The organism is Pseudoalteromonas sp. S1610 (assembly GCF_005887465.1).
GTDB classification, from domain to species: Bacteria; Pseudomonadota; Gammaproteobacteria; order Enterobacterales; family Alteromonadaceae; genus Pseudoalteromonas; species Pseudoalteromonas undina.
In genome coordinates this window covers 17941-39846 of sequence record NZ_PNDI01000026.1, presented here as the reverse complement: position 1 = coordinate 39846, position 21906 = coordinate 17941, and the positions used below count along the sequence as shown (strand labels likewise).

Sequence of the window (21906 nt, the reverse complement as noted above, 5' to 3'; positions counted from 1 at the left end):
AAATTTGTAATATGGGTCGTTAGCTCAGTTGGGAGAGCATCGCCCTTACAAGGCGAGGGTCACTGGTTCAAGTCCAGTACGACCCACCATTCTTTGAATGGTGCATATTACAAAAATCTAAATCCTCCAGTATCACCTTCCATTTTAATATTCATTATCCTCCACTCTTTTAGTTCAAGTTCAGTATAAATTACCATTTAGAAATTCGTTACCAAGTAATTCTTCGGTTTCAAAAAATCAGTATTCCAATCACATACCAAAAATCTATCTTCCGAGTTTTATTATCTCCAAAATCATTTTGTTTAAACTTACTTTATTACGCGTGCTATTCATTTACTTTAAATGGGTTTTTAGCTCTTTTAAGATAAAAATATAAACCTTTAGAATTAATTTGCTTAATAAGCTCTCATCTTCGAGGCGAATCTTTAAATTACCTTGTAAGCGTCTAAACTGTTGATTATAGTCTGTGTTAAATTCAATTACGCTTAAGCCAATGTCTAAAAATATTTTCAATGAAGCAAAAATACTGATTGTAGAAGAGCAGCCACTTGCTCAAAGCTACATGAAACAGTCGCTCGAAAAAATTGGCTTTGGACATATGCGTTTTGCAGATCATGCTCTAGCGGCAAAAGAGCAATGCTTACATGAAGAATTTGACTTGGTAATTTGCTCTTTTAATCTAAGCAAACGCCAAGATGGCTACCAGCTTTATGAAGAATTACGCGCTAAAGCATTAATAAAACACTCTACTGGGTTTATTTTTACATCTGCGGAAACTAGCGGAGAGTTAGTTCACAGTGTATTAGAACTTCAACCCGATGACTTTTTAGTAAAACCCTTCTCTGTACAAGAGTTAAGAGTGCGCATAGAGCGTATTCTCAAACGTAAAAGCGACTTAAAAGCTATATACACTTTAATTGATGACGATAACCAGTCTAAAGCATTGAAACAAATTAATGCCCAACTCGATAAAAGTAATAAATACAGCCCTATTCTACTTAGATTAAAAGGCAATATTTTACTGGCGCTAAAACAAAACCAAGAAGCGAAAGATTTTTTTAAGTCAGTTTTGAATATGCAAAAGTTTGCATGGGCAAAAGTAGGATTGGTAGAAGCCTTAATTGCTAACAATGAGCATATTTTAGCTCAACGCATGCTTAAAACAATGCTTGAACGAAATGAAACGCGTCTTATAGCCTTAGACTTATTAGGGCGTTTAGAAATAAAACTAAACCAATTTGATTTAGCCCAAGACTTTTTAAGCCAAGCGGCACACATTGCTCCACGTAATATAGACCGTCAAAAATCACTGAACAGCGTATCGCTCATTAATAGAGATTATGAAACCAGCTACTTAACTCAAAAAGATATTGCCACTTATGCTAAGTACTCTATGCATGATAGCCCAGACATTTATTTAAATGCTGCTCGTGCTGGGATTGATTTTGCATTGACCACAGATCAAACCGACCAAATAAACAGGATCTCTCGTCAAACAAATAAATATATTAATGAGCTAAAAACACAATTCCCAACCAGTAATGCGCAAACTCAAATCGATGTGCTCAATGCACGCCTTTATTATTTAAAAGATGAACATAAAAAAGCGAAACAGCTCATTGAACAACTTGATGACAGCGATACTCAAATACGTTCAGTAGATGGTGCCCTAGACAAGGCAAAAGCACTGCATGAATTAGGTTTTCACCAAAAGGCGCAAGCGCTATTTAGCCAAATAATTGATCATTGCGAACGTCACCCAAGTAGAAGCGATGCTACTTACTTGCGTTATATACAGCAACAGCAAAGTGAAAGACGTGATATTAAAATGGGGCCGAAAGAGCTCAATAATCATGCTGTTAAGCAGTTTGAGCGCGGCCAATTAAATGTTGCCTTAGAGGCATTCAGCCAAGCATTTAGAGTCATGCCACACAATCCAAGTATTGCGCTTAATTTATTGCAATGTTTAGTGGATAAGTCAAAAAAACATGGTGACTCTTTCAATAGTCTGTTGGCCCAAAAGTGCTTTAAACTATTAAAAAAATCCCCCTTAGCAGAAGAGCAATCAGAGCGGTTCGATAAACTACTTCAGATTGCTAAAGAAATGAAACTAGAGATTAGTTAGAGCCTGTTTGGCATTAATGCTACGTTATCGCCTATTTATGGGGAGTAACCACACCACATAGGCGCTGCCTTGCCTAAACCCCAAACAGACCGCTGCAAATTTAACCTTGAGAGGTCAACAGGCCCTAGAGCTTTTTCATTGCCAGTGCGTTTACACAGTAGCGTAAACCAGTAGGAAGTGGCCCATCAGGGAAAATATGCCCTAAATGCGCATCACACACATTACAAACAACTTCAACTCGCTCCATGCCATGACTATTATCCATGACATAACCAATCGCTTCCTCAGTTGCCGGTTGGGTAAATGAAGGCCAGCCGGTGCCACTATCAAACTTTTCATCTGCATCAAATAGTAAGTTGTCACAACAAACACACACATACTTACCTGGCTCTAACAAGGTACAACTACTCGAACTATTTGGTCGTTCAGTTCCCTTTTTACGGGTCACATAATATTGCTCTTCGTTTAACAGTTCGCGCCATTGCTGATCTGTTTTAACCACTTTTCGAACCGGTGTTGGATTGCCATGGTTGGCAAAATTAACAATATCGTTCCACTTCAACATAACAACCTCATTACGTTATTAATTTAACTAGCAATCATTTACTTGTAGTCTGGTACGCCTGTGGCTAATACCACGATCAACGCTATCTAAAGACTATAGTGTGCTTTTCTGTTGCTGTAAGTATACGGTTTACATAGGCATGCAATTGGGCTTGACTGCCAGGAATGCTCACGCTTAATTGTCTGTCATTATTACTGTGCACTATTAGCTCATCGTTTCTTATTTCTATCGACTCAATATTACTGATGACTAACCAATGCGGGCCATTTTTTTTATCAAACAGCCCTGTTAAACTAAAAACAAATAAGTGCTGCGCATCGCGTTGAATAAAATTACGCAGCGGATTGCGCATTTTAAACAACGGCGTTAATCGGTAACAACACGAACAAAACACCACAACCCACATTACTAAGGCAGCTTTAAACCAAAGGTGTTCCCCTAAAGAAAAAAAGTAGCCACACGCTATAATTACGAGCCCTATTAAAGCGATTACTAGTGCTATTTTTTTATTGATACTATGCATAATCTCGCTTACTTTTTATAGGTTGTTTTTTCTGTCGGCTCGGGCCAATCACTAAAGAAAACGCTTAAGTAACGACTTTTTGCCAAATACCACAACACCCACAATACGATTACCATTTGTACAGCTAAAAATAATGAGAAGCGATAGTGGCTATGGGCAGCCTGAATACTTAACCACGACAAATCAATTAATGCACACGCAATCAGCGGCCAACGCATATACCGCCAAATACGCGCCAAGCGCTGTGTTGCTTGATGCGAGTCTCTTGGTCTTCGTAAACAAAATAAAATAGTGGGTACAATGGCTACAGCACCGATCGCTATAGCAATAAAAAAATCATTTTTTGATCTAAAAAACAATGACATTAAATCAAGCTCAGGTCGACGACTCAACGCGGCTATTACCCAAATAAAATAGGCGCGCAATAGTACTAAAATACTCAAGTGAAACGCTAATGGCGTACGATAGCTACCATATTTATCCCAGTATTCAGGCCCATATCGACTCACAACTGATTTTTCCTATCGGCAATAGTGCCCAAAATAAAAAATGCCACTAATAAGGTAAGCGCTAACCACTTAGTGCCAAAAAACAGTAAAGCTTTAGTTAGCAGTGGGCTTAACCACACCACTAACAAGCCAAAGCCAAACGCAGTTATCAACACAAAACACGCCACCCTAATAATAAAGTGGCGCCTAGCTACGACGCCTTTGGTTAACTTTAAAATGTCATCCGCATACAGCGACACTAAGCACACCATTAAAAGCAGTGATAAATGCGGCAAATAGCCCTGTAACCATTGGCCTAGGTCAATTAACAAGGTATTAAGTATATTTGTAAAACTAGCCATTATGAGTCTCTAACAAAGTAATTAAATCATCCTCTGTCAGTATTTCTATACCAAGCTCTTGCGCTTTGGTGAGCTTAGAGCCGGCTTTTTCGCCCGCCACTAAGGCATCTGTTTTTGCTGAAACACTGCCAGAAACCTTGGCGCCTAATTGTTGTAGGCGCGCTTTTGCATCATTACGATTAAGCGTATTAAGCGTCCCAGTTAGCACATAAGTTAAACCCGCTAGCGGCTGTTCTTGCTCTGATGGCGCTGTTAACTGTGGCCAATTTACTCCTTGCGCTATTAATTCGTTTACCACTGTCAGGTTATGCTCTTCAGTAAAAAAGCCGCGAACATGCTTCGCCACTATTTCACCTACATCGCTTACTTCTATTAGTTGTTCAATGCTGGCATCAATCACGTTTTCAAGCGTTAAAAAGTGATTAGCCAAATTCTGAGCTGTGGCCTCACCGACTTCACGAATACCCAGTGAATATAAAAACTTTGCTAAGGTAGTGGTTTTAGCATCATCAAGCGCCGCAACTAAGTTTTTTGCTGATTTTGGTCCCATTCGTTCAAGTGACTCAAAGTGTCCCTGCTTTAAAATAAATAAATCAGCAGGGGTTTTGATCAGCTCTCGGTCAACTAATTGATCAACAATTTTGTCGCCTAAGCCGTCAATATCTAAAGCCTTACGTGAGGCAAAATGTTTAATCGCTTGTTTGCGCTGTGCTTGACATACCAAGCCGCCTGTACAACGTGCAACAGCTTCACCTTCAACCCGCTCAACGTGCGAGTCACAAATTGGGCACATAGTTGGAAACACAATCTCTTTTGCATCGTTTGGGCGTTGTTCAAGCACTACTTGGGTAATTTGTGGGATCACATCCCCAGCGCGACGAATAATCACAGTGTCGCCCACTTTTACGCCTAAACGGGCAATTTCATCAGCATTATGCAGCGTTGCATTCGATACCGTAACACCACCAACAAATACCGGCTCTAGTCGCGCAACAGGGGTAATAGCCCCAGTACGCCCTACTTGAAACTCTACATCTAGCAAGTGTGTTATTTCTTCTTGCGCCGGAAACTTATAAGCAATAGCCCAGCGCGGTGCACGCGCAACAAAGCCTAGGCGCTCTTGTAGGGCTTTTTTATTTACTTTTATTACTACGCCATCTATTTCATATTTTAGCTCGCTACGGCGCGTTAAAATGTCATTATAATAGGCAAGCGCGGCCTTTGGGCCTTCAACTAGTTTTGTTTCAGGGCAAAGTGGTAATCCCCAGTCGGTAAGCTTGGCAAGTTGCTGGTAATGATCTTCAGGTAATGTGCCATCGGCGACCAATCCGGTGCTGTAGGCATAAAACATCAGTGGCCGTTTTGCGGTAATTTTTGAGTCTAGCTGGCGTAAACTGCCTGCTGCCGCATTACGTGGGTTTACAAAAACTTTGTCACCGCGCTTTTCTGCTTCGGCATTTAATTTTTCAAAGCCCGCGCTATCCATAAACACTTCACCGCGCACTTCAAGCTCACGCGGGTAATCATCACCGCGTAACTTTAATGGCACATTGCGAATTGTTTTTACATTTTGGGTAATATTTTCGCCAGTAAAACCATCGCCACGAGTCGCTGCTTGCACTAATACCCCATCGCGATAAATAATCGATACCGCTAAGCCATCCAGTTTAGGCTCACAGCAAAATGTAAGCTCGTCGGTGCTCATTAAACGCTCTTTAATACGACGATTAAAACCACTGAATTCGTCTTCACCAAAAGCGTTATCAAGCGACAACATAGGCACTTGGTGTGCTACTTGCTCAAACTTGGCAAGCGCCGCCCCACCTACTTTTTGAGTAGGTGAATCGGCGGTTAAAAACTCAGGGTGCTGGGTTTCTAATTCGCTCAAAGTACGTAATAAGCGATCATATTCGGCATCGGGTATGCTGGGTGTATCAAGCACATAATAACTATAATTGTGTTGCTCAAGCGTGGTACGAAGATGATTAATTTGCTCACTAATGCTGCTTGCCATGTAGACCTCAAAAACATAAAAAAAGCCACTTTGACGAGTGAACGCCCAGTGGCTTACAAAATTTAACTTATGCGTATATTACGCAGAAAATGCGCGAACCTGTTCAACATATTGACGAATACGCTCTACCGTCATTTCGTTTCGCTCAGCATCCAAGATTTCAGCTCCAAATTCATCTGCTAGCTTCTTAGCGGCGCTGTGCAGCATATTAAACGCAGCAAGGCCATCGCCATCACATGGCAGTGTCATAAATAAACTAACACCTGCGGTGCTAAACTGTTCCATATTATCAATATCGAACGTGCCAGGGTTATACATATTTACCAGTCTAAATAACACCGGCCCTTGGCCTGCAGGGTCTAGATGGCGATTAAAAAAGCCTTCTTCTGAATATTTAAAACCTAGCGTGTTAACTGCTGGCAGTAATTTACTGCCTTGCATGGTCAGTCCTTCTGGCATTTGAATATGCACAATCACAAAGTCTGAAACATCTTTAGGGGCGTCTTGTTGTGTATCAACAGCCTCTTCGGTTACCACTTCAAGGTCATCTTCAATAGCTGTATCAGCTGGGCTAACATCTATTTGTGGCTCATCAGCACTGAAGTTTAACTCACTCATTTGTGGCTCTTCTCGTTGCGCTAACGTTGGCTCTTGTGGCTCAGTATGCACAGATGAAGGCTGCTGTTCTTGAACAGGTTCAACTCGCTCGCTTGCAGGGAGTTCAGCATTCTCTTTTTTTCTTACTGACCATAAACCGTGTATTAATAAGCCACCAATGACAAACACACTGATCACAATTAAAACCCATCTTAATTCTTCGGCCATCCCCTCACCTTTTATTATTAATATGCCTAACTGCCATCATTTTACCCAAAACAACTAGCAAATGACTATAAAATTATGCATGTGCAAGTTGCACCGCTTGTTCAATATCTACAGCAACCATGCGCGACACGCCGGGCTCTGCCATGGTTACACCCGTTAATCTACCCGCCATTTCCATTGCAATTTTATTATGGCTTATATAAATAAACTGCACAGATTGTGACATTTCTTCAACCAATCGGCAAAAACGAACCACGTTGGCATCATCCAATGGGGCATCTACCTCGTCCAGCATACAGAATGGAGCTGGATTGAGCCTGAATATAGAAAACACCAATGATAATGCGCTCAGCGCTTTTTCTCCACCACTTAACAAATGAATTGTCGAATTTTTTTTACCCGGAGGTCTTGCCATTATACTAACACCACTTTCGAGTAAATCGTCACTGGTTAATTCTAAGTAAGCACTGCCGCCGCCAAATACTTTTGGAAAAAGCTGACCAAAATCGTGATTCACTTGATCAAAGGTAGACTTAAAGCGCGTTTTAGTTTCACGATCTATTTTATGAATAGCGCCTTCTAAAGCTGTCAATGCCTGGGTTAAATCATCCAGCTGATTATTTAAATAATCACTTCTTTGCTTAGCTTGTTCAAATTCATCAATGGCTGCAAGGTTAACGGCTCCTAATTGCTCTAGCTGATTACTGACTCCAGCAAGTTGATTTTGCGCTGCGTTTAATGACAACTCTGCAGGAAGCTCTGCTAAAACCTGTTTTAAATTTTGATTAAGCTCGCTAAGTGGCTCAAGTACCGCTTGCGCTTTTATTAATAGGCTTTGCTCTTCAATGCTCAGCTTCTGGTGTTGCTCTTGTAATGCCACCAGCTCAGTTTGTGACGTTTTTAAACTCGCTTGTTTGTTTTGTAATTCTTGTTTTGCTTGAGCTAACTGCTGTTGAATATCCACAAGGGTTTGTTCGCCTTGTTGGTGCTGCACTAATAATTGTTCAATACTTAGTGCAAGCTCTTGCTCAGGAATAAGTAACGCCTCAATTTGCTCTATTAGCTCTTGCGTTCCTTCTACAGCCATTGTTAATGCTTGTTCGGCATGGTTCAACTTGGTTTGACTGAGCTGCCACTCACTACGCACTTTTTGCTCATTAAGGTTTGCCTGATGTGCTTGCGTTTTATACTGTTCAGCATTATTTAAAGCTTGTTTGTAACCTTCATCACTATTTATTCGTGTGCTATCGGCTTGGTTAAGCTCTACAGCTAAGGCCTCTAACTGCTCTGCAAGCTGTTCATTTTTATCAAGCTCTTCGCCCAACAATTCGCTTAACTGCTGCTGTTGTTCTAGCAGTGGCTGACGTTGTTGTTGTAATTTCGTCACCTGTTGCTGATGTTGATCAGCTTGCGCTTTGAGCATATCACCACGCGTTGTTGCTACAGCAAGTTGTTGTGCTAATTGGTGAATAGTGTCTTTGCGCTCGTTTTGCTGCTCGGTTATTAATGCAGCCTGCGCTTGATGTTCTTCAAGTGTGGAGTGTGCGTCCGTCAATGCCTGTTGTTGTTGCTCAAGTAAGGTTTCTTGCTGTTTGAGCTTTTTGTGCATTAATAATAAGGAGTTTTCTGCATTTTTTTCGCCACTAAGATGCCAATTTCGACCATGTAACGCTCCTTGCTTGTCCATCACTGCAATATAACTGGCATCGTTAAGATGGTGTGTTTGACCCTCGGCATCATAAGCAATATGGTTTAATAACTCTGGGTAGATACCAGCGCTAATAAAGGCAGCAATACTATTGCTTGCCACAGACTGTGAGGGTATTTGCCACGTGCTATTTTCTGCTTTACCTGGTGAAACATGAATATGCTCAAGTGATGACAGCGCCTGCTCTACTAAAAACTCATAACCAGGCTGAACAGTTAACTGCTTGAATAAAGTTAAAGTTTTATCGCTGTTTTTTTCAAGTCCAAGGGTAGTTTTTAGCCCTGCTATACCGGCTTTTAGTTCATTAACTTGCTGAGATAAATGCTGCCATTGTTGCTGAGCTTCATCAAGCTGTTGCTGCTGTATTGCCTGAGCACTTTGACCTCTACTATGAGCAGTTTGCGCGTTAGCCAGCTGCTCTGTTAGCGTTTGTCTGTGCTGCTGTTGCTGAATTAATTGCTGCTCTATCTCACTGCGTTTTAACTCATCTATTTGCTCATCAAGCTGCGTTAGTTGTTGCTTAACATAACTGATTTTCTGCTCTGTATGTTTTACTGCATTTGCATGCGCTAACTGCTGATTATTTAATTTTTGATAGTCTTCTGTTAGTGATTGCCACTGTGACGTGTCGGCATTTTTAATCTCCAGCAGCCGATTAACCTCATCGGTAAGTTCTATAACCTGCTCGCTACACATTAAGTTATGCTCTACAGCCTGTTGCAAGTTGTCATCTAACTCTTGGTAGAGACTTTGTTGCTGCGTTTTGACTTCTTCACTTTGGTTTTTTTGTTGCTCTAACTTGGCTAAATTTTGTTTCAGTGACAGCGTTTGTTGCTTAATGCTAATCTGCTGCTGTTCGCTGCGAGTCAATTCAGTATGCGTATGATGCTGCTGTTGCTGTGCATCATCGAGTTTATCTTGTTGAGCTTGCACTTGAGCATTAAGGCTTGCCAGAACATCATCATGGCCTGAATGCGCCGTTTTAAAGAAGCTGATTTGGTCATCCAGCTTTTTTATTTGCGCACTTTTATCGAGCTGTTGTTGATGCAATTTTTGCCATTTTAATACCGCTATTTGCCCCTTTAAGGTGCGCTCTTGGGATTTAAGTTCGCGATATTTTTTAGCCTCAACCGATTGTACCGCCAGTTTATCAAGCTGGTTTTGTAACTCTTGACGAACATCAAGCAGTCGCTCTAGGTTTTCTCGGGTGCTTTTTATGCGTGTTTGCGTTTCGCGGCGACGCTCTTTGTATTTAGAGACCCCTGCGGCTTCTTCTAAGAAAACACGTAGCTCTTGCGGTTTGCTCTCAATTAAACGTGAGATCATCCCTTGTTCAATAATAGCGTAGCTTCGCGGCCCAAGGCCCGTGCCTAAAAATATGTCGGTAATATCACGTTTTCGGCATTTACTGCCATTTAGAAAGTACAATGACTGACCATCGCGAGTCACCAAACGCTTAATAGCCACTTGGTTACGATCAGCAAAAGTATTGGGTAACTTACCCTGGGTATTATCAAATATTAATTCAACGGAGGCTTGCGAAATGGGCTTGCGGTTAGTAGAGCCATTAAAAATGACATCGGTCATGGCATCGCCACGTAAATTTTTAGCTGAGCTTTCACCAAGCACCCATCGCACCGCATCAATGACGTTTGATTTGCCACAGCCATTAGGGCCGACAACACACGTCATTTGGTCAGGAAATGGAATTTTAGTGGGCTCTACAAACGATTTAAAGCCCGCTAATTTAATAGTGCTTAAGCGCATTTTATTGTTATTACCGATTTATTATTGTTTTTTACTATAAGTAACTTAACGCATAAATAGCTAAAAAGTTAAGCTTGGCGTTTAAAATTATCTAAAATAATACCCGTGGCCATTGCTACATTAAGCGACTCTGCACCGCCAAAAGCCGGAATGGTTATTTTGTTGCTCACTAATTTTGCACACTGCTCGCGTATTCCATGTGATTCACTGCCCATAAGCAATACACCTTGGCCACTAAATTTAGTGCTATGCACACTTTGGCCATCTAAAAATGCACCATAAATAGGCATGTTTAATGTAGATAAGTATTCAGGCAATTCAACTTGGCTTACCGATACGCGAACGAACGACCCCATTGTGGCGCTAATTGTTTTTGGGTTATACGGATCGGCACTGTCAGTGCTAGCAACAATATGTTTTATACCGTACCAATCAGCCACGCGAATGATGGTACCTAAATTCCCAGGATCAGATACGCCATCTAAGGCTAATATTAAACTGTTTTCATCTGGTAATACGGTGCTTGGCATATCAATAATTGCAATAGCCGCATTATTACTTACCAAAGTACTGGCCTTTGTTAGCTGCTCTTCATCTGCTGTAATAAAATGCGTTTGAGGATATGCGCTTTGGTTATTATCAATAAAGCTTTGCGTTGCAAATACATCGTTTACTTTTAATGGACTATTTAATAACTCCAGTACGTTTTTTTCGCCTTGTACTAAGTATTGGTTAAATTGCTTGCGATACTTTTTTTGGCCAAGCTGGCGAATAAGTTTAAGTTGGTTTTTTGAAATCATGACAGCCCCATTAAATTATCTGCACAGTATACCAGAGGTGACTTAAAGTGCAGCCCCATAAACAGTAAAAGCAATAAAAATAGCCTACTTACAATCAGCTAGCTAATTATAAAGATTGTTTTTTTTATCTAAAAAAGGTAAATTTACAAAAAACAACATGGATATATTTTTAAAATGGAACCAGTACACCCAACTTCATCTGAGTCAAATCAAACACCCCCTGCTATTTTTAGCGGTAAAGTACAATTTAGCGGCAAAGCCGGCGAATTTTTTGGTATATGGATTGTTAATATACTGCTGAGTATTATAACTCTCGGAATTTATTCGGCATGGGCAAAAGTTCGCACCTATCGTTATTTTTACGGTCATACGCGTATCGACGGCCATAGCTTTGACTATCTAGCGACCCCAATACAAATTTTAAAAGGACGCATTTTAGCGGTCATCGCATTTTTAATTTACACCTTACTTAGCAGCCTCGCACCAGCGATAGGCCTTTTATTTGCTATTGGCTTTTTATTTTTATTGCCGTGGATCATCAACCAAGGTCTGCGTTTTAATATGCGTATGACTCGCCATCGTAATGTACGCTTTGCCTTTTCAGGTAATTACGGCGATGCATTTATTAACTTTGTTTTATTACCTATTGCAAGTGTATTCACATTACACCTATTACTGCCGTATGTATTAAAGCGAATTGATCAATATATGCATGAAAACATCAGCTATGGAAATAAACCACTTACAGTAAATCTTCAAGGCGAACGCTATTACATCGCAGCACTTATTACCCTAGGAGTTGCAATAGGTGGCTTAGTTATTTTTGGCTTCTTTGCTGGTGCAAGTGCCTTAACTATCGGTAACTTAAACACACAAAACTTTAGCCTTTCGACAATTGTAGTGCCGCTATTAATTGCTACGTTGTATGTTGCGTTTTTAACACTGGTAGGCGCTGTTTATCATTCGCTTATTCGAAATCATATTTTTAATAACAGTGAATTTACAGAAGTAGCTACCTTTGATTCGAACTTAAAAGCCATTGACTATGCCATCTTACTATTTACCAATGTACTGGCAATTATATTTACCTTAGGACTGGCCTACCCTTGGGCTAAAGTACGCAGAGCAAAGCTATTAGCATCAGTTACAGAAGTCACTATTTATAGCGGCGCACTTTCGTTGATTGATGTTGCACAAAATGAGCAGTCATCATTTGCTGAAGAAGCGGCCAATGTGTTTGATATTGATATTTCACTCACCTAATGAGTAATTATCCTATTTTTGGCTGTTATTATTACCCTAATAGCAGCCAACATATTAAAAGCTATGCACACCTTTCCCATGAGCAAATAACACTTGTTGACTCTGAGAATACGACGTTACTTGCATCAAAAATAGACAATTGCCAACTTGATAGCCCGTTACCTGGCATGGCGTCAGAGTTAAATTTTGCTGATGGTGGGCGATTTATTCCTCAAGATGTAGAATTTAGGTGGCCATTCGCGCTTAAAGAGCATGGACTCAGTGAACGCTTAGAAAAAAATAAGATTCTTATTGTTGCATCCGTGCTGCTAATTCCCCTATTACTTTGGTTAATTTTATACCGCTTAATACCATCAGTAGCCGTTTATAGCGTTAACTTAGCACCTGCCTCGACAATTGAAACGATGGGAGAGCAAACGCTCAGTGTAATAGAAAAAGTCGCATTGGAACCTTCTCAACTTTCCACTAATAAGCAATCAGAAATACAGCAACAATGGCGTTTAATGCTTAACTCGCTCAATTTAGACAGTGCAAAGTTTAGGCTCTCTTTTTATCAGTCTGATTATTTTTCAGCTAATGCGTTTGCTCTTCCAAATGGTCAGGTTGTTGTAACTGACGAACTTGTTGAGCTATTAAAAAATGACCCTGATGCCCTGCGTGCTATTTTACTTCATGAAATTGGTCATGTTCAGCACCATCACAGCATTCGCCTTGCAGCACAAGCTGCAGCGAGCACCGTTGTATTTGCAGTTATTTTTGGTGACTTAGAAGGTATATTAGAGGTTGTGCTTGGCTCTGGTTCATCTTTTTTGCAACAAGCGTTTTCGCGAGATATGGAACAAGAAGCCGATGTATATGCGATTAAAAACCTTTTAAAATTAGGGTATTCTAACCACGACTTTGCAGATGCAATTGAAGCACTGGAAAATAATTTACAAGCGCAAGAAGGGACCTATGATGATACTTGGTTAAAGTATTTATCAACGCACCCAAGTTCTCAAGAGCGAATAGAATATGCGAGGCAATATAAACCACAATGACCCCTGAACTAAATTTGCTCTTATTGGTTATCATTATGATAACGCTTGGCTACGGATTTATTTATCCGCGCTTTGCAGGCAGTAGCTTTAAAAAAGTATCGGTGCAAGATTTATTTGCAACGGGCATTACACTATTAATTGCATCTAGCCTTTATTACAACTCGGGCGTGCAATTTAGCTGGTTAGTATTTGAAGTTAATTGGTTTTGGTTTACTTTTTTAACTTACGTCATAATCGAAATCCCGGTGTTTTTTATTTATGCTAAAAAGCACAATATGCAGTTTTAATAGTACTTTTATTTTTATACAAAAAAAGCGCCTAATTGGCGCTTTTTAAGCTACATTAACACAAATTAATATTTATGCTTAAGTGCCCACAAATGCAGTAATTCACTGGCAATCGTTGCAGCGGCAATGGCGGTAAGCTCACTTTGGTCGTACGACGGGGATACTTCAACCACATCCATTCCCACCATATTAACCCCTTTAAGTGCGCGTAAAATTTTAAGCACTTTATCAGAAGTTAAGCCACCACACACTGGTGTGCCCGTACCTGGTGCAAAGGCGGGGTCTAAACAATCTATATCAAAGGTTAAGTAAACCGGTAAATCACCCACTCGCTCAATAATCTGAGCTGCAATATCATTCGCATGCAGATCATTGGCTTGCATGGCATCAATCACTGCAAACTCATGCCTGCTTTGATCAAAGTCAGTACGAATGCCGAGCTGAATACTGTGATTAACATCAATTAACCCTTCCATTGGCGCATGATAAAACATGGTGCCGTGATCAAAACGCGAGCCGTTGCTATAGGTATCGGTATGCGCATCGAAGTGAACTAATGCCATTTTGCCATGAATTTTTGCATGTGCGCGCAATAGTGGTAACGTTACGAAATGATCGCCACCCAAGCCTAGCAATGTTTTACCTTGGCGAAGTATTTGCTCTGCCGCCATTTCCAATTGCGCGGTAAAATATTCCGGGTCACCTACCGGATAGGTAAAGTCGCCAGCATCCGCCACGGTTAAGCGCTCAAACAATGGAAATGTCCATGGATATTTTGTATCTTCCCATGCTAAATGTACCGATGCTCTGCGAATAGCATCAGGCCCTAAGCGGGCACCAGGGCGCCCTGAAGTGGCTAAATCAAACGGTAGACCCAATACCACTACATCGGCTTCAATCGCGTTAATGTTTTGTACCATAGGACGACGTAAAAACGTCATCCCATTTGAGTACAATGAGTGGTCAACACAACCAAACAAGCTAGACATTGCTTATAACTCTTCTAAATAAGTGTAGCCATCAAGGCCGCTTTGCAACTCGTCTAAAACGCTTTGCTGTTCATCTGCTGCAATTTTTGCGCTCACTAACTGCGCGTATGACTGCTGAAAACCTTCAACATCTAAATGTACATAACGCATCATGTCAGCCACAGTATCACCATGATTAATTTCTGTAATGCTAGCAATACCTTGCTCATCCATATTGACAATAGCACTGTGCGTATCACCAAATAAGTTATGCATATCGCCTAAAATCTCTTGATAGGCACCTACTAAGAAAAAACCCATTAAATAAGGTTTATCTGCTGTAAACTCTGGTACTGGTAACGTACTTTCAATGCCTTGACCATCTACATAATGCTCTAATGCGCCATCTGAATCACAGGTGATATCTAGTAACACAGCCCGTTTTTGTGGAGCTTGCGTTAAACCACTTAAAGGCAATACCGGAAACACTTGGTCAATACCCCACGCGTCAGGCAATGACTGAAACAATGAGAAATTGACAAAAAACTTGTCCGCTAAACGCGCATTCAGATCATCAATAATCGGACGATGGAAACGATTTTTGTTATCCATTAATTTATTAAGCTCATAACACACACGCAAATTAATTTGCTCGGCCCATGCGCGTTGGGTTAAATCTAATAATCCCATCGCAAACTGACTATGCGCTTCAGCTAAATCACCTTGGCTGTCGTGAAAAATCTCAATTAATGCACGGTCATCAGTAAGTACATGCAATTGTTGCCATGAAATCCACATATTTTTAAGTAATTGCGGCGCATCATCTGCCGGCGCTTCTATTTCTTCTGGTGCATATGTTTCGGTGCCAATTACATTGGAAATAAGCACTGCATGGTGCGCCGTTAATGCTCTTCCCGACTCTGAAATAATGGTAGGGAAAGGCTGTTCATACTGCTTACAAATATCACCTATGGTGTACACAATATTATTTGCGTATTCGGCTAAACTGTAGTTCATTGAGTTGTGTGATTGACTGCGTGTACCGTCGTAATCAACCGCTAAACCGCCCCCTACATCAAGGCACTCTATTTGTGCACCCAACTTACGTAATTCACAATAAAAACGCGCAGCTTCACTTACACCTAAGCGTACATCACGAATATTGGCCATTTGCGACCCTAAGTGAAAATGCACAAGCTGTACTAAATCAAGCTGATCTGTTTCTTTTAAACGGTTTACTACATACAGCACTTGTGAAGCAGACAACCCAAACTTCGATTTTTCACCGCCACTTGCTTGCCATTTTCCTTTGCCCTGCGATGCTAAGCGCACACGAATACCAATACGCGGTTTTACATTAAGTTCTTTGGCTTGGCTAAGCACCATATCCAGCTCAGACAGTTTCTCAAGTACGATATACACTTTATGGCCCAGCTTCTCGCCAATCAGCGCTAAGCGCACATATTCTTTATCTTTGTAGCCATTACACACAATGACCGCACTGGTTTTTTCAGCCAGCGCTAATACAGTTAATAACTCTGGCTTGCTACCAGCCTCTAAACCTAGCTGTTTTTTTTCTACTTGCGCTTGGCTGGCAACAATTTCTTCAACAACTTCACGCTGTTGATTTACTTTAATTGGATAAACTAATAAATAGTCTTTTGGATAGCCATAGCTTTCTATTGCGGTATTAAATGCGCCACATAGGCTATGCACACGATGGTGTAATATTTGTGGAAAACGAACAAGTGCTGGCAAGCTTAAACCTTTGTCTTCAAGTTGCTTAGCAATGTCTGTTAGTGCAATGGTTTGCTGTGGGGCATCAGCCTTGGGCGCAACATACACATCACCTTGATCATTAATACCAAAAAAACCTTGGCTCCAATGACGAACGTTGTAGCTCGTACGAGCTTGTTCTAGTGATGTTGTCTCTTTCATTTATCTTTCTCTTTTATTTATGAATGCCGATTCGGCTAGTTGCCGCGCATTAAAAGAAAAATAGTGATTCATGTCCAACAAGTATTTCTACTCGTAACGAGTTAGGATTGAAATTGATAAATAAAAGCTTCAAACAAAGCAATATTAGCTGAGCGCAAGCTCCATAAATAAGCTATTCGGGTTTTCTGTGTATTCACCAAAAGGGGCACATTGCACAAACCCTAAATTCTCATAAAGATGGATTGATTGTATTTGCTTTGGTCCTGTTTCTAGTTTTATGATTGGGATTTCTTCTTCGCCTGCATAGTGCAATAAAATTTGCATAATACGCCGCGATAAGCCTTTTCCGCGATAGCTAGGTTTTACGTAAAGCCGTCTAATTTCGCCATACCAGCTACCATCAAATTGCTTTACTATTGCGCCACAGGCAACTATTCCGTCTTGATTCTTTAACCCTACAGCGTAAACGCCCGGTAAACCAAGCTCATTAACTGTAAGCGCTTGTGAAGTTGCTACAGGATATAATGAGCTAATAAGTCGATCTATGTCAGCAAATACGTTGATCACATCCTGATCACAAGGGTCTAAGTCGACTAACTGCATGGTTTATCTCAAGGTTATGCTTAAATATATTTAAACTATACCGTATCGATAGGAATGAACAACCTACTTAGGTTAAGTTATTTTTAGTGGGTTAGTTTATTGCTAGGATAATAAATAGCTCAATAACAAGGTGAGAATATGATGTACCCAGAAAAAGAGCGCTTATTAGCGCTCTTTATCAATTATTAAAGCCCTTGTTCGTCTGCCATTTTCTTAACTATTTGTGGCGCTGTCCACAACGAAGGTAGTAACACAAACGAAACTGGCACCGCAGTGACCACAATAAACGACTGCAAGGCTGAAATTCCGCCCTCGCCTATAGAAATAAGCAACGCCGCCATCACCCCCATCATAATCCCCCAAAACACTCGAATAGACGTTTGTGGGTGATCGGTACCCGTCATTACCATAGATACCGAATACGTCATTGAATCACCTGTTGTTGCCACAAAAATAGTGGTCAGTACTAAAAATAACACCGACACAACAAATCCCATAGGTAACTGCTCAGTGATGGCTAACAATGCCGCTGGCAAATTAAGCCCAGCAAAAGGCTCTGATATAACGCCAGGATTATTTAATTCAAAAAAGATGCCTGAGCCGCCAACAATAGTAAACCAAAAACACGTGATCACAGGGGCAACCACAGAAATAAGTAAAATCATTTCACGAATAGTACGTCCACGGGATATACGTGCAACGAACATAGCCATTAATGGGCCATAACCTAAAAACCAGCCCCAAAAGAATACAGTCCACCAGTCTAGCCACGGTTTATCGGCACGAAATGTAGCCATAGGAATAAAGTTATCTAAATACAAACCAAAGGAATGAATGTAACTGTCGATAATAAACGCAGTTGGCCCCATTAGTAATATAAACAACATCAGCAACACTGCCAGTACAACATTAAAACGGCTTAGTAGCTGAATACCTTTGGTAACCCCACTTACCGCTGAAAGTGTGTAAATTCCAATTAAGCTAAATAAAATAACCACCTGCGTGGTGTAGGTATCAGGAATGGCAAACAATTTTTCTAGACCAAAACTCACTTGTAAACCTAAAAAACCAATAGGACCAACAGTGCCAGCAACCACAGCGAGTACACAACATGCATCAACAATAGTACCAAGCGCACCTTTCATTGCGCGATCGCCAAATACCGGGTAAAGCAAAGTGCGCGGTTTAAGCGGTAATCCTTTTTCGTAATGGAGATGCATATAAACAATGCCGGTCAAACTACCTAAAATAGCCCAGGCTAAAAAGCCCCAATGCATAAAGCTTTGTGCAAGAGCGTTGTAGGCGGCATCCTTTGTGCCAGTTTCACCACCAAATAACGGGGGCGGAGAAATAAAGTGTGCCATTGGCTCTGCTGCGGCCCAAAATACACCGCCACCTGCAAGCAAAGTACACATAATTATACTGATCCATTTGAAGGTAGATATTTCAGGGGTTTTTAAACCGCCGAGCACCACTGAACCGGTGCGACCTACGGCTAAAAATATGCCAATCACAAAGGTTAATAACAGCAGAACTTGCCAAAAGGCGCCAAATATTTTGGTGGAGAAGGCGAAGGCAGAGTTTATCCAATCCGACATCAGTTTTATGTCGTACAGTGCCAGCGCGGCAAATAAAACTAATATACCGCCACTGATTAAAAAAACGGGTATATCAACCCCTTCCAGAAACTTTACTCGGGGAGAGTGTATTTCACCCGACTTTAAAGCTGCTTTCGTGGTATTCATTTATCGCTCCTAATGGTTTTTTACAGTTACCGACATAGCGACATACCATGACATAACCCTAAACCATAGTTACAACGAACGAAAAAGCAACTCAAAAGCAAGTTTCAAGTACCTGTCGTGTTTACGTTTAGATAATGTCACAACAAGTAGACTTATTGCCAATTCCTGACTAGTTTAACGCGTTAAAAACGCTAAACCAATGCCACAGCAATGATTTGTGCAACTGTTACAAAATAGTAAAAAACTCATTACACTTAGCTAGCAAACAAACAAAAAGTATACATTTCTGTTTGAGCTAAAACGCAGTAAGTTAGCAAACGTTACTGCCCAATTAGAGGTTAAACAAAGCGACTTATTGATTGGGGTAACTAAACTTGTCGCCTCAGTTAGTAACAAGCACGATGTTATTGGTGCTCTTTATGCCATTTTAAGTAATTGCTGTGTGTTAATGGTTTTGCAAATAAGAACCCTTGCACTGCGTTTACACCCATAGACTTTAATATATGTAGTTGCTCAGCACTTTCGACCCCTTCGGCTACAATATTAATATCTAAACTATGACCTAAACCAATAATAGACTGAACTATGCTTTGCCCCGATGCGTTATCCAACACTTTATCAATAAAGCTTTTATCTATTTTTAGTTCGTCTATCGGTAAAACACTCAAGTGCTTTAAACACGAGTAGCCGGTACCAAAGTCATCAATTGAAAATACAAATCCCTGCGACTTTAGCTCTTTCATTTGCTTTACCGTACTCATTAAATCACCCGCTAACATGGACTCAGTGATCTCTAATTTAATTTGTGAGGGTAATACATCATACGTCTCAATCGCTTTAAACAATTCTCCTTTTAAAGTAGAAGAATTAAACTGACACTGGCTAATGTTAATAGACACATTAAACTGGTTTTTCAGTACGTTATGAGCTCGCAGCGTTTCCAGTAAAATACAAATATCGCGTAATACAATATTTTGTAACTTTTGAATTAAGCCAAATTGCTCGGCGATCGGAATAAACGAATTAGGAGAGATTAGTCCTTTGGTTGGGTGATTCCATCGTATGAGTGCTTCTGCACCAATAATACTGCCATCAATTGATAATTGAGGCTGAAAGTAAGCACAAAATTCATCACATGCAATCGCTCTGACTATATCTGTTTCAAGCTCAGTTTGATTTTCCAGTAAGGTTTGCAATGCAGGATCGTAAAAGCTACTACTATTTCCACCCTTCATTTTAGAGCGATACATGGCGGTATCTGCAAATTTTAAAATATTTTCGCTAATAGCATTGGCGTTATTAATTAAACATATACCTATACTGCAGCTAACTTGAAACGCCAAATCCCCTATCTCAAACTTGTCATAAAAAACGCTTTGTACCACTTTAGCCATTAATTCTGATTCAAGACTCGCTTGCTTATGGCTATCTCCTACATTCTCAATGAGTATGATAAATTCATCACCGCCAACACGGGCAAGGGTATCTGTTGGGTTTAAAACACGCGTTAGTCGCTGTGATAGCTCAACCAGTATTTCATCACCGGCATTGTGCCCTAATGAGTCGTTTATACGTTTAAAATTATCTAAATCTAAAAATAAGAGTGCGCCCGTGTGATCAGACTGCTTAATTTGTTCAACATACATACTGAGTTTATCATTGAGCATTCTGCGGTTCGGGAGGTTTGTAAGCGGGTCAAAAAATGCTAACCGTTGCACCTCTTCTTCTGCCGCTTTACGAGTAGAGATATCTCTGGCCATCCATACTACATGTCGCTGAGAGGGGTTATTAGGTTGGTAACTTTCAAGCGGGGCTGTTCGTCCTTCAAATGTAAGTTGCTTACCTTTTATATTTAGCTGATACTCAAACACTTGAACTTCATTAGTTTGAAGCGTTTTGGCAATTACCTCCATAATAGGATTAGCATCCTCGGGAGGCATAATATCTCTGACATTACGATTAATCACATGCTCTTGGCTTAAATATAAACTTTCATTAGTAGTGCCGTAAACGTTGGTATACTCCCCTTCTTCACTCAAAATAAGAGTTAGATCGGGAAGTACTTTTGCGAAGGCTTTAAACTTTTCATTACTTTGCTGTAATTCTGCAAGTAACACTTTTGATTTTAGTGACTCTGTGTGCTTTTCTAAAGCAATACTGGTGAAATCAACAAAAAAGTCTATTAACTCTAAATCTTGAGGTGTCGGTGACTTGGCACTGTCATGATAAATTGCAAAAGTGCCTAATATGTCTGATTGTGTTGAAATAATAGGGGTTGACCAGCACGACCTTAAATCAAAACTCAATGCCAACGCTTTATAGTTTTCCCATAAGGGTGATGTTGCAATATCTGAGGCTATTACTCGCTTTTTTTCATACACTGCAGTACCGCATGAGCCAACACTGGGGCCGATATGTACGCCATTAATTGCCTCACAGTAACCCTTTGCAATATTAGGCGCCGCACTATGAAATAACTGCTCACCTTTGAGTGTTAATATAGAGCACTTTGCAGAGGAGTCTTCAATAAGATCCTCAATAGATAAACAAATATTTTCAAGTACTTCATCAAGTGGCGCACCCAAGGCTATTTTAGATAGTATACTTTGTTGCTGAGAAAGCAGCTTTCTGACTCTCATGATTTCAATCAAATTATATTCCTCAACAGTCACTTACGCTAAATGCGCTGCTATATTCTATATAATAATTTATTATAGTCTTTTGACTATACATAATATTGAAATTAGCATCTATGGTAATTTTGTCTATTGCCGAGCATTTTATTTCATTAAGCACTTTCGAAGAATTCAAAGCAATTGCCCAAGCTAGCAATTTATTATCATTCTATTTGAAATACCATTTATTAAATACTTTGTTACTTAAAA

Annotated in this window: 17 protein-coding genes and 1 tRNA gene; 5 read left to right on the top strand and 13 right to left on the bottom strand. The window is 40.3% G+C overall.

Annotated features, from left to right (window positions below; all coding sequences use genetic code 11):
* The first annotated feature begins 13 nt into the window (after positions 1–13).
* Both CWB77_RS11435 and CWB77_RS11425 read left to right on the top strand, forming a co-directional pair.
* A tRNA-Val gene (locus tag CWB77_RS11435) sits at positions 14–89 on the top strand.
* Between the two features lie 404 nt (positions 90–493).
* Positions 494–2125 carry a response regulator gene (locus tag CWB77_RS11425; protein ID WP_054202497.1) on the top strand — a complete coding sequence of 544 codons (1632 nt, stop codon included), beginning with the start codon at positions 494–496 and terminating at the stop codon, positions 2123–2125.
* 124 nt (positions 2126–2249) lie between these two features.
* Here CWB77_RS11425 and msrB read toward each other — a convergent pair whose 3' ends face one another.
* The 8 genes from msrB to CWB77_RS11385 all read right to left on the bottom strand — a co-directional run bounded on the left by msrB (position 2250) and on the right by CWB77_RS11385 (position 11177).
* Positions 2250–2690 (bottom strand): peptide-methionine (R)-S-oxide reductase MsrB, encoded by a 441-nt coding sequence (gene msrB / locus CWB77_RS11420; RefSeq protein ID WP_008115220.1) that lies wholly within the window; start codon positions 2688–2690, stop codon positions 2250–2252.
* Between the two features lie 82 nt (positions 2691–2772).
* Entirely contained in the window at positions 2773–3213 is a 441-nt protein-coding gene (locus CWB77_RS11415) for a hypothetical protein (protein ID WP_138571249.1), read from the bottom strand.
* A gap of 8 nt (positions 3214–3221) precedes the next feature.
* On the bottom strand, positions 3222–3722 hold the full coding sequence (locus tag CWB77_RS11410) for a DUF2919 domain-containing protein (RefSeq protein WP_138622801.1): 501 nt from the start codon (positions 3720–3722) through the stop codon (positions 3222–3224).
* Positions 3719–4063 carry a DUF3392 family protein gene (locus tag CWB77_RS11405; protein ID WP_008115215.1) on the bottom strand — a complete coding sequence of 115 codons (345 nt, stop codon included), beginning with the start codon at positions 4061–4063 and terminating at the stop codon, positions 3719–3721. The genes CWB77_RS11410 and CWB77_RS11405 overlap by 4 nt, the downstream gene beginning before the upstream one ends.
* Entirely contained in the window at positions 4056–6077 is a 2022-nt protein-coding gene (ligA, locus tag CWB77_RS11400; protein WP_138622799.1) for an NAD-dependent DNA ligase LigA, read from the bottom strand. The genes CWB77_RS11405 and ligA overlap by 8 nt, the downstream gene beginning before the upstream one ends.
* Before the next feature lie 78 nt (positions 6078–6155).
* Positions 6156–6902, bottom strand: coding sequence for a cell division protein ZipA (zipA, locus tag CWB77_RS11395; RefSeq protein ID WP_054202488.1), 747 nt, complete (start codon positions 6900–6902; stop codon positions 6156–6158).
* Between the two features lie 73 nt (positions 6903–6975).
* A complete protein-coding gene (locus tag CWB77_RS11390; protein ID WP_138622797.1) occupies positions 6976–10377 on the bottom strand; it encodes a chromosome segregation SMC family protein in 3402 nt (1133 codons plus the stop codon).
* Between the two features lie 68 nt (positions 10378–10445).
* Positions 10446–11177 (bottom strand): RNA methyltransferase, encoded by a 732-nt coding sequence (locus CWB77_RS11385; protein WP_055013314.1) that lies wholly within the window; start codon positions 11175–11177, stop codon positions 10446–10448.
* Between the two features lie 174 nt (positions 11178–11351).
* Between CWB77_RS11385 and CWB77_RS11380 the strand changes: the two genes are divergently transcribed.
* Genes CWB77_RS11380 through CWB77_RS11370 form a run of 3 tightly spaced genes read left to right on the top strand, consistent with a single transcriptional unit; the run spans position 11352 to position 13767 of the window.
* On the top strand, positions 11352–12440 hold the full coding sequence (locus CWB77_RS11380; protein ID WP_010388384.1) for a YjgN family protein: 1089 nt from the start codon (positions 11352–11354) through the stop codon (positions 12438–12440).
* Complete coding sequence (locus CWB77_RS11375; RefSeq protein WP_138622795.1) at positions 12440–13480, top strand: M48 family metallopeptidase; 1041 nt, start codon at positions 12440–12442, stop codon at positions 13478–13480. Before CWB77_RS11380 ends, CWB77_RS11375 begins: the two co-directional genes overlap by 1 nt.
* A gap of 35 nt (positions 13481–13515) precedes the next feature.
* On the top strand, positions 13516–13767 hold the full coding sequence (locus CWB77_RS11370; RefSeq protein ID WP_248530201.1) for a hypothetical protein: 252 nt from the start codon (positions 13516–13518) through the stop codon (positions 13765–13767).
* Positions 13768–13832: 65 nt separating this feature from the next.
* On the opposite strand, the gene speB is transcribed toward CWB77_RS11370, so the two are convergent.
* The 5 genes from speB to CWB77_RS11345 form a co-directional block, all read right to left on the bottom strand.
* Positions 13833–14756 (bottom strand): agmatinase, encoded by a 924-nt coding sequence (gene speB, locus CWB77_RS11365; RefSeq protein WP_138622791.1) that lies wholly within the window; start codon positions 14754–14756, stop codon positions 13833–13835.
* Positions 14757–14759: 3 nt separating this feature from the next.
* On the bottom strand, positions 14760–16673 hold the full coding sequence (gene speA, locus CWB77_RS11360; protein ID WP_010388379.1) for a biosynthetic arginine decarboxylase: 1914 nt from the start codon (positions 16671–16673) through the stop codon (positions 14760–14762).
* A 144-nt stretch (positions 16674–16817) separates the two neighbouring features.
* Positions 16818–17276 carry a GNAT family N-acetyltransferase gene (locus CWB77_RS11355; protein ID WP_008467955.1) on the bottom strand — a complete coding sequence of 153 codons (459 nt, stop codon included), beginning with the start codon at positions 17274–17276 and terminating at the stop codon, positions 16818–16820.
* A gap of 185 nt (positions 17277–17461) precedes the next feature.
* Complete coding sequence (locus CWB77_RS11350; protein WP_054202480.1) at positions 17462–19021, bottom strand: BCCT family transporter; 1560 nt, start codon at positions 19019–19021, stop codon at positions 17462–17464.
* Positions 19022–19425: 404 nt separating this feature from the next.
* Positions 19426–21672, bottom strand: coding sequence for a putative bifunctional diguanylate cyclase/phosphodiesterase (locus tag CWB77_RS11345; protein WP_138622789.1), 2247 nt, complete (start codon positions 21670–21672; stop codon positions 19426–19428).
* Positions 21673–21906: the final 234 nt, after the last annotated feature.

Excerpts from the sequence above, each read along its gene's own strand:
- CWB77_RS11405 (WP_008115215.1), bottom strand. The coding sequence starts at position 4,063 with ATGGCTAGTTTTACAAATATACTTAATACCTTGTTAATTGACCTAGGC.
- speB (WP_138622791.1), bottom strand. The coding sequence starts at position 14,756 with ATGTCTAGCTTGTTTGGTTGTGTTGACCACTCATTGTACTCAAATGGG.
- CWB77_RS11355 (WP_008467955.1), bottom strand. The coding sequence starts at position 17,276 with ATGCAGTTAGTCGACTTAGACCCTTGTGATCAGGATGTGATCAACGTA.
- CWB77_RS11385 (WP_055013314.1), bottom strand. The coding sequence starts at position 11,177 with ATGATTTCAAAAAACCAACTTAAACTTATTCGCCAGCTTGGCCAAAAA.
- CWB77_RS11380 (WP_010388384.1), top strand. The coding sequence starts at position 11,352 with ATGGAACCAGTACACCCAACTTCATCTGAGTCAAATCAAACACCCCCT.
- CWB77_RS11415 (WP_138571249.1), bottom strand. The coding sequence starts at position 3,213 with ATGCATAGTATCAATAAAAAAATAGCACTAGTAATCGCTTTAATAGGG.
- speA (WP_010388379.1), bottom strand. The coding sequence starts at position 16,673 with ATGAAAGAGACAACATCACTAGAACAAGCTCGTACGAGCTACAACGTT.
- CWB77_RS11425 (WP_054202497.1), top strand. The coding sequence starts at position 494 with ATGTCTAAAAATATTTTCAATGAAGCAAAAATACTGATTGTAGAAGAG.
- msrB (WP_008115220.1), bottom strand. The coding sequence starts at position 2,690 with ATGTTGAAGTGGAACGATATTGTTAATTTTGCCAACCATGGCAATCCA.
- zipA (WP_054202488.1), bottom strand. The coding sequence starts at position 6,902 with ATGGCCGAAGAATTAAGATGGGTTTTAATTGTGATCAGTGTGTTTGTC.
- ligA (WP_138622799.1), bottom strand. The coding sequence starts at position 6,077 with ATGGCAAGCAGCATTAGTGAGCAAATTAATCATCTTCGTACCACGCTT.
- CWB77_RS11350 (WP_054202480.1), bottom strand. The coding sequence starts at position 19,021 with ATGAATACCACGAAAGCAGCTTTAAAGTCGGGTGAAATACACTCTCCC.
- CWB77_RS11390 (WP_138622797.1), bottom strand. The coding sequence starts at position 10,377 with ATGCGCTTAAGCACTATTAAATTAGCGGGCTTTAAATCGTTTGTAGAG.
- CWB77_RS11370 (WP_248530201.1), top strand. The coding sequence starts at position 13,516 with ATGATAACGCTTGGCTACGGATTTATTTATCCGCGCTTTGCAGGCAGT.
- CWB77_RS11375 (WP_138622795.1), top strand. The coding sequence starts at position 12,440 with ATGAGTAATTATCCTATTTTTGGCTGTTATTATTACCCTAATAGCAGC.